Source organism: Hoeflea sp. (assembly GCF_984452065.1).
Map to the genome: position 1 here is coordinate 21,010 of NZ_CFHWAF010000002.1, position 7,632 is coordinate 28,641.

General features: G+C 62.5%; 6 protein-coding genes. 3 read left to right on the forward strand and 3 right to left on the reverse strand.

The window, feature by feature from the left end:
- Positions 1-63: 63 nt before the first annotated feature.
- Positions 64-1,974 carry a propionyl-CoA synthetase gene (locus AC5E6N_RS00715; RefSeq protein WP_491745999.1) on the reverse strand — a complete coding sequence of 637 codons (1,911 nt, stop codon included), beginning with the start codon at positions 1,972-1,974 and terminating at the stop codon, positions 64-66.
- Between the two features lie 228 nt (positions 1,975-2,202).
- Positions 2,203-2,883 (reverse strand): YggS family pyridoxal phosphate-dependent enzyme, encoded by a 681-nt coding sequence (locus AC5E6N_RS00720; protein ID WP_491746000.1) that lies wholly within the window; start codon positions 2,881-2,883, stop codon positions 2,203-2,205.
- A 204-nt stretch (positions 2,884-3,087) separates the two neighbouring features.
- Here AC5E6N_RS00720 and leuS point away from each other — a divergent pair, with 204 nt between their 5' ends.
- The 3 genes from leuS to holA are packed head-to-tail and all read left to right on the forward strand — an operon-like array spanning position 3,088 to position 7,264.
- Positions 3,088-5,706 (forward strand): leucine--tRNA ligase, encoded by a 2,619-nt coding sequence (gene leuS / locus AC5E6N_RS00725; RefSeq protein ID WP_491746001.1) that lies wholly within the window; start codon positions 3,088-3,090, stop codon positions 5,704-5,706.
- A gap of 13 nt (positions 5,707-5,719) precedes the next feature.
- The gene (locus tag AC5E6N_RS00730) at positions 5,720-6,217 is read left to right on the forward strand and encodes a hypothetical protein (RefSeq protein ID WP_491746002.1); all 498 of its coding nucleotides are present in this window, start codon (positions 5,720-5,722) and stop codon (positions 6,215-6,217) included.
- A gap of 3 nt (positions 6,218-6,220) precedes the next feature.
- The gene (holA, locus tag AC5E6N_RS00735) at positions 6,221-7,264 is read left to right on the forward strand and encodes a DNA polymerase III subunit delta (protein ID WP_491746003.1); all 1,044 of its coding nucleotides are present in this window, start codon (positions 6,221-6,223) and stop codon (positions 7,262-7,264) included.
- A gap of 8 nt (positions 7,265-7,272) precedes the next feature.
- On the opposite strand, the gene AC5E6N_RS00740 is transcribed toward holA, so the two are convergent.
- Positions 7,273-7,632: ParB/RepB/Spo0J family partition protein (locus AC5E6N_RS00740; protein WP_491746004.1), on the reverse strand; the 360-nt coding region annotated here is incomplete at its 5' end.

Consider the following 7,632-nt stretch of genomic DNA (forward strand, 5'->3'; position numbering starts at 1 on the left):
GAACGCGATGGCAGCGCCGGTCAATGGCAAATAATCATAGGGCCGCGGCGGCTCCGGGCAAGGTCAGGCGCGGCCGATCCCACGCGTTTGCAACGCATCGCCGATCTCGTCCAGAATGGCCGGATCGTCGATTGTCGCGGGCATTTTCCAGTCCTCGCCATCCGCGATCTTCTGCATGGTCCCGCGCAGGATCTTGCCCGAACGCGTCTTTGGAAGGCGCAGCACGGTCAGCGCCTGCTTGAAGGCCGCGACCGGGCCGATCTGATCGCGGACCAGCTTGACGACTTCCTTCTCGATGTCTTCGGGGCTGCGCTCGACGCCCGAGTTGAGCACAAGGAAACCGGCCGGAACCTGGCCCTTCAGATTGTCGGCGATGCCGATCACGGCGCACTCGGCGACGTCCGGGTGATAGGCGATGGCCTCTTCCATCGCGCCCGTGGAGAGCCTGTGACCCGCAACGTTGATGATGTCGTCGGTGCGCGCCATGATGAACAGATAGCCGTCTTCATCCATATAGCCGGCATCGGCTGTCTTGTAGTATCCGGGAAACTCGGCGAGATAGGCCTGCCTGAACCGTTCCTCGGCATTCCACAGCGTCGGCAGGCAACCGGGCGGCATCGGCAGTTTGACGACGATATTGCCGAGGTCTCCGCGCTCGACCGGATGACCCTCATCGTCGAGCACCTGGATATCGTAACCCGGCATGGCAACGGTCGGGGAACCCGGTTTGACCGGCAGCATGCCGAGACCGACGGGATTGCCGGCGATGGTCCAGCCCGTCTCGGTCTGCCACCAGTGGTCGATGACCGGAACGGAGAGTTTTTCGCGCGCCCATTCGATCGTATCGGGATCCGCGCGCTCGCCGGCAAGAAACAGCGTGCGGAAATCCGACAGGTCGTATTGCCCGATGAGTTCGCCCTGCGGATCCTCCTTCTTGATCGCCCGGAAGGCCGTTGGCGCGGTAAAGAGCGCGGTGACCCTGTGCTCGGCAATCACCCGCCAGAAGGTGCCGGCATCAGGCGTTCCGACCGGCTTTCCCTCAAAGACGATCGTCGTGTTTCCATGCAGCAGCGGCGCGTAGGCGATATAGGAGTGGCCCACCACCCAGCCGACATCGGAGGCCGCCCAGAACACCTCTCCCGGATTGACCCCGTAAATGGCGTTCATCGTCCAGTTGAGCGCAACCATATGGCCGCCATTGTCGCGGACCACGCCCTTCGGCTGGCCGGTGGTGCCGGACGTGTAGAGGATGTAAAGCGGATCGGTCGCATCGACCGGCACACAGGGCACATCGCGACCTTCGGCACGCGCCTTGTCCATCGCCTCGGCGAGGTCGATGTCGCGCCCCGGCGTCAGCGCGGCCGGTTCCTGTTCACGCTGCAGGATCAGACAGGTCTGCGGCTTGTGCGCCGCCTCGCCGATGGCCTCTTCCAGCATCGGCATATAGGCGACGACCCGATTGGGCTCGATGCCGCAGGAGGCGGCAATGATCAGCTCCGGTTTGGCGTCGTCGATGCGGGTCGCGAGCTCATGGCCGGCGAAACCGCCGAAAACGACGGAGTGCACCGCACCAAGACGGGCGCAGGCCAGCATCGCCATGACCGCTTCCGCGATCATCGGCATATAGATGATCACCCGGTCGCCTTTGGCGATCCCCTGATCCTCAAGAACGGCGGCAAGCGCTTTGACGTCGTCCAGCAGCGCGCCGTAGCTGTAACTGCGTTTTGCTCCGGTGATCGGGCTGTCATAGATGAGAGCCGGCTGATCGGCGCGGCCACGCTCCACATGCCGGTCGAGGCAGTTGAAACAGGTATTGGTCTTGCCGCCCGCAAACCAGCGGCCATAGGCCCCCTGATCCGCATCGAACACCGTCTCGTAAGGCGAGAACCAGTCGATGTCCTCGGCGGCCTTTGCCCAGAAACCTTCCGGATCGGATGTCCATCCGTCATAGACCGATTGATAGCTGCTGCCCATAATTTCCTCCCGTCGCAGGACGTGCGGGACCATCTGTTCCGCGTCCGTGCTGCCGGTCTGGCGCATGGAGCTTGACGCCCGCTGCCAGGCCGGAGCGATATCGGCTGCAGATGCGGGTAAACACCGGTTCCCTGCCGCCGCAATACCCGGCATCTGCGCGGCCACACATACAAACCGGAGCGCGGCCGGTAAATCAGACCTTAGATCAATGCGGCACTTCGGGCACGCTTACCGCACGCTGCCCGGCTTCTGCCTGCTGCCGAAGATCGCCGATCCGACACGCACGGAGGTTGCGCCGAAGGCAATCGCGGTCCGGTAGTCGGCCGACATGCCCATGGAGAGTTTTTCAACTCCGGCGGCGCGCGCAAGCTTGGCGAGCAGGGCAAAATGCGGTCCGGGATTTTCGGCAATCGGCGGAATGCACATCAGCCCCTCGATGGTCAGGCCATGGGCGCTGCGGCAGTGATCGACAAAGGCGACGAGCTCTTTGGGCTCGATCCCGGTCTTCTGCGGCTCCGAGCCGGTATTGACCTGGACAAACAAACGGGGCCGACGCTTTTGCTTGTCCATCTCCGCCGTCACCGCCCTGGCGATCTTGTCGCGATCGATCGTCTCGATCACATCGAACAGGGCGACCGCGTCCGCTGCCTTGTTGGACTGGAGCGGTCCGATGAGACGCAGCTCGATATCGGGATTATCCGCTTTCAGCGCAGGCCATTTGCCCTGCGCCTCCTGCACCCTGTTTTCACCGAAAGCCCTTTGTCCGGCCGCGATCACCGGTGCAATGACCCCGGCATCGAAGGTTTTGGAGACGGCGACAACGGTCACCGCGTCGTCGGGCCGCGCGGCATCCGCCAGAGCCTTTGCCACCTCGTTGCGAACACGCTGCAATCTGTCCGTGGCATTCATAGGCGTCGTGCTTTCCGCTGTCCTTTTTCAGCCTCATGACATAGCTTTGCCCGGCACACAACGAAATCTTGCCTGCCCGTAATCCGGCGTGCCACCCCGGCACGCCGTTCATTCGCGCCAATTTGAGGGCGCAACAGTTGACGCTCGCCGGGTTTCGTGTTGAAGCTCCGCGCAAAGTTTCGGAATAGCAACGGACCCCTTTCGATGGCCATTGAACGTTACAATCCGCGCGAAGCGGAACCGCGCTGGCGCAGGATCTGGGACGAAAGGAAACTGTTCGAAACGGATAATGACGATCCGCGGCCGAAATATTACGTGCTCGAGATGTTTCCCTATCCGTCGGGCCGTATCCATATCGGTCACGTGCGCAACTATGCGATGGGCGACGTCATCGCCCGCTACAAGCGCGCCTGCGGCTATAACGTGCTTCATCCGATGGGCTGGGACGCCTTCGGCATGCCGGCCGAAAACGCCGCCATGCAGAACAAGGTCCACCCGCGCGACTGGACCTACCAGAACATCGACATCATGCGCGCGCAGCTCAAATCGATGGGATTATCGCTCGACTGGTCGCGCGAATTCGCGACCTGCGACGTCGATTACTATCACCACCAGCAGCAGCTTTTCCTCGATTTTCTCGAGCACGACCTTGTCTACCGCAAACAGTCGAAGGTCAATTGGGATCCGGTCGATCAGACGGTGCTTGCCAATGAGCAGGTGGTCGACGGGCGCGGCTGGCGCTCCGGCGCCCTTGTCGAGCAGCGCGAACTGACCCAGTGGTTCTGCAAGATCACCGATTTCAGCCAGGAACTGCTGGAGGCGCTGGACGATCTCGACCAGTGGCCGGAAAAGGTCCGGCTGATGCAGAAGAACTGGATCGGCCGTTCCGAGGGCCTGCATATGGGCTGGCAGATCGTTCCCGGGACCGCGCCGGCGGGCGAAACCCTTCTGGAGGTCTACACCACCCGTCCGGACACGCTCTTCGGTGCGTCTTTCATGGCGATCGCGGCGGATCATCCGCTTGCCGTCAAGGCAGCGCAGGGCAATGCGGAACTTACGGCCTTCTGCGACGAATGCCGCCGCATGGGCACCTCCGTCGCGGCGCTGGAAACGGCTGAAAAACAGGGTTTCGATACCGGTATCAAGGTCCGCCATCCCTTCGATCCGGATTGGCTCCTGCCGGTCTATGTCGCCAATTTTGTCCTGATGGATTACGGCACGGGCGCGATTTTCGGCTGTCCCTCGGGCGATCAGCGCGACCTGGACTTTGCCAACAAATACGGCCTGCCGGTGACCGCCGTCGTCATGCCCGTGGATGCCGACGCCGAAACATTCCAGATCACCGAAGAGGCCTATGTCGGCGACGGCGTGATGATCAATTCACGTTTCCTGGACGGCATGTCGCCCGAGGACGCCTTCAACGAAGTTGCAAAGCGGCTTGAAGCCATCGCGCTCGACGGCAGGCCGCAGGCGCGCCGGGAGACCAACTACCGGCTTCGCGACTGGGGCATTTCACGTCAGCGCTATTGGGGTTGCCCGATCCCGGTCATCCACTGTGAGAACTGCGGCGTCGTGCCGGTTCCGCGCTCCGACCTGCCGGTCGAACTGCCCGACGACATCGATTTCGAGACACCCGGCAATCCGCTCGACCGCCATCCCACATGGCGTAATGTCGCCTGCCCGAAATGCGGTGCCGATGCGCGCCGGGAGACCGACACGATGGATACGTTTGTCGATTCGTCCTGGTATTTCGCCCGTTTCACCGCGCCGCAATCGCCCGAGCCGACGCAAGCCGCAGCGGCCGACAGCTGGCTGCCGGTCGATCAGTATATCGGCGGCATCGAACACGCGATCCTGCATCTGCTTTATTCGCGTTTTTTCACCCGCGCGATGCGCATCGCCGGCCATGTCGGCCTGAAGGAGCCGTTCAAGGGCCTCTTCACGCAGGGCATGGTGGTGCACGAGACCTATAAGGGGTCCGAGGGCTGGCTGATGCCCGCCGATGTCCGGGTCGAGGAAACCGACGGCAAAAGACGCGCCTACCGGCTCGACAATGGCGATGAAGTCACGATCGGCTCCATCGAAAAAATGTCGAAGTCGAAAAAGAACGTTGTCGATCCGGACGATATTATCGCGTCCTGCGGCGCCGACGCGGCACGCTTCTTCATGCTGTCCGATTCGCCGCCCGAGCGCGATGTCATCTGGACGGAAGCCGGTGTTGACGGTGCGCACCGCTTCGTTCAGCGCGTCTGGCGTCTTCTTGGCGAGGCGGCCCCGGCTCTGAAATCGGCGGCGCCGGCGCCGGCAAAGGAGGGCGAGGCCGCCGGGATATCGAAGGCGGCCCACAAGACCCTGAAGGCCGTTGGCGAGGACCTGGACAAGCTTGCCTTCAACAAGGCGATCGCCCGCATGCATGAGCTGGTCAACACCCTTGCCGCGCCGCTTTCGTCCGTCGCCACCAGGCAGGCGGACGCCGCGCTGCTGGCCGCGGTCAGGGATGCCGTGGACATCCTCATCCGCATCATGGCGCCGATGACGCCGCATCTGTGCGAGGAATGCAACACGCTGCTCGGCGGCAATGCCCTGATTGCCCAGTCGGCATGGCCTCGGTTCGATCAGGACCTTGTCGTCGACGATCAGATCACGCTTCCCGTACAGATAAACGGCAAGAAACGAGGTGATTTGACAATTGCCCGCGATGCCGATCAAGTGGCTGTCGAGACGGCCGTTCTGGAACTGGCGGTGGTTCAGGCCGCACTCAACGGAAACGCCCCGCGCAAGATCATCGTCGTTCCTCAAAGGATCGTAAACGTTGTCGTATGATGGGAAGGCCCGAATGAGACATATCCTGCTTGCCGTGCTGCTTGTCTGCGGCGTCTCCGTTCTTCAGGCATGCCAGGTCAAGCCGCTCTATTCCCCCTCGGCCGGCACGCAATCGAAACTCCTGTCCGTCGGCATCAATCCGGCCGACGACCGGGTCGAGCAGGTTCTGCGCAACCGCCTGATTTTCATGTTTTCCGGCGGCAAGGGCGAACCCGCCAAGCCCGACTATACGCTCGACGTAACGATTGCAGGCCGCGCCAGCGCCGCGCTGCGCGAGCAGCTGACCGACGGCATCACGGCGCAGCGTTACACCGCAATCGCCACCTACTCCCTGCGTGACAACAAGACCAGGGAGATCATCGGCACCGGCAAGCGCACCGTCGTGACCTTCTACGATCAGACAACCCAGGAATTTGCCAACCGGCGCGCCCTTCGCGACGCCGAAAACAGGGCGGCGGGCGAACTGGCTGAGATCATCCGGGCGGATACGGCGGCACTCATTTCCCGCTAGCACATGGCACAGAAAAAGGCACACGAAGTCGACGGTTTCATCAGGCGGCCCGATCCCGGTTACCGGGCGTTGCTTGTCTACGGGCCCGATCGCGGTCTCGTGTCCGAGCGCGCTTCCGCCTTGTCAAAGACCGTCAATGTCGATCTGTCCGATGATTTCAATGTCGTCAGGCTGGACAGTTCCGACCTCAAGCAAGACCCCGCACGCCTCCTGGACGAAATCAACGCGATCGCCCTGTTCGGCGGTGACCGCCTGATCTGGCTGCGCGGCGCGGGAAATGACAAGGCCGTTGTCGATGCCGTCACGGCAATGGCCGCGGATCCGCCGGCGGACACGACACTCATCATCGAGGCAGGTGACCTGAAAAAAGGTTCGTCACTGCGCAAGGCCGCCGAGAGCGGCAAGGCGTCGATCGCCTTGCCCTGCTACGGCGACGACGGGCGGGCCATCAACGCTCTGATCGACGAGGAACTGGGACACGCCGGACTGAAGATCAGCCCGGCAGCCCGGCAGCACCTGCTTGAAAATCTCGGCGGCGACCGGCTCGCAAGCCGTGGAGAGTTGACAAAGCTTGCGCTTTATTGCCACGGCCGCGACGAGGTGACCGAAGACGACGTACGCGCCATTTCCGGCGATGCGTCGTCTCTTTCGATCGACGAAGCCGTCGATTGCGTTCTCACCGGTGACGTCTCCGGTCTCGATCACGCGCTGACACGCATTATCGCTTCAAAAACCCAGGTTTTCCTGGTCCTGCAGGCCTGCCTCAGGCAATTCCAGATGATCGCCCTGATGCGCGGCCTGATCGAGGGCGAACGCAGGCGCCTATCCGACGTTATGGGAGAATATGGCAGACGCATACATTTTCGCCGCAAGCCCGCACTGGAAAAAGCCGTCCGCGGCTGGAACGGGCGCGCGACGGGCGCTGTGATGCAGCATCTGCAGGACGCTATTCTCGAAACGCGCAGGCAACCCGCGCTGCAAAGCAGCATTGCCCGCCAGGCCTTGCTTGCAATAGCCCTCAGATCGTCAAAGATAACTGGTCGATAGCCGGCTTTTTATACCTGTCTTGGCGCCTGAAGCAATCGGCAGAGCTCATCGAGCTGCTCCAGCGTGCGATAGTCGACCTTGACCTGACCGCCGCCGCTGCGGTGACTGATCGTGACCTTGAGGCCGAGATTGTCCGTCAGCATTTTTTCAAGCGCCAGCGTGTCCGCGTCCTTGGCGGGCGCGGCCGCGCGCGGCGGCGATGACGCGGGCTCCCCATCCTTCTGAGCCAGCCGTTCCGCATCGCGCACCGACATGCCCTTGCTCACAATTTGCCGCGCCAGCTTTACCGGATCGGATGTGGAGGCAATGGCCCGCGCATGGCCGGCCGTCAACGCGCCGGCCGAAAGCATATCGCGGACCTTTTCCGG

Bases quoted from the DNA above. Each gene is read 5' to 3' on its own strand.
- AC5E6N_RS00715 (WP_491745999.1), bottom strand. From the start codon at position 1,974: ATGGGCAGCAGCTATCAATCGGTCTATGACGGATGGACATCCGATCCG.
- AC5E6N_RS00720 (WP_491746000.1), bottom strand. From the start codon at position 2,883: ATGAATGCCACGGACAGATTGCAGCGTGTTCGCAACGAGGTGGCAAAG.
- leuS (WP_491746001.1), top strand. From the start codon at position 3,088: ATGGCCATTGAACGTTACAATCCGCGCGAAGCGGAACCGCGCTGGCGC.
- AC5E6N_RS00730 (WP_491746002.1), top strand. From the start codon at position 5,720: ATGAGACATATCCTGCTTGCCGTGCTGCTTGTCTGCGGCGTCTCCGTT.
- holA (WP_491746003.1), top strand. From the start codon at position 6,221: ATGGCACAGAAAAAGGCACACGAAGTCGACGGTTTCATCAGGCGGCCC.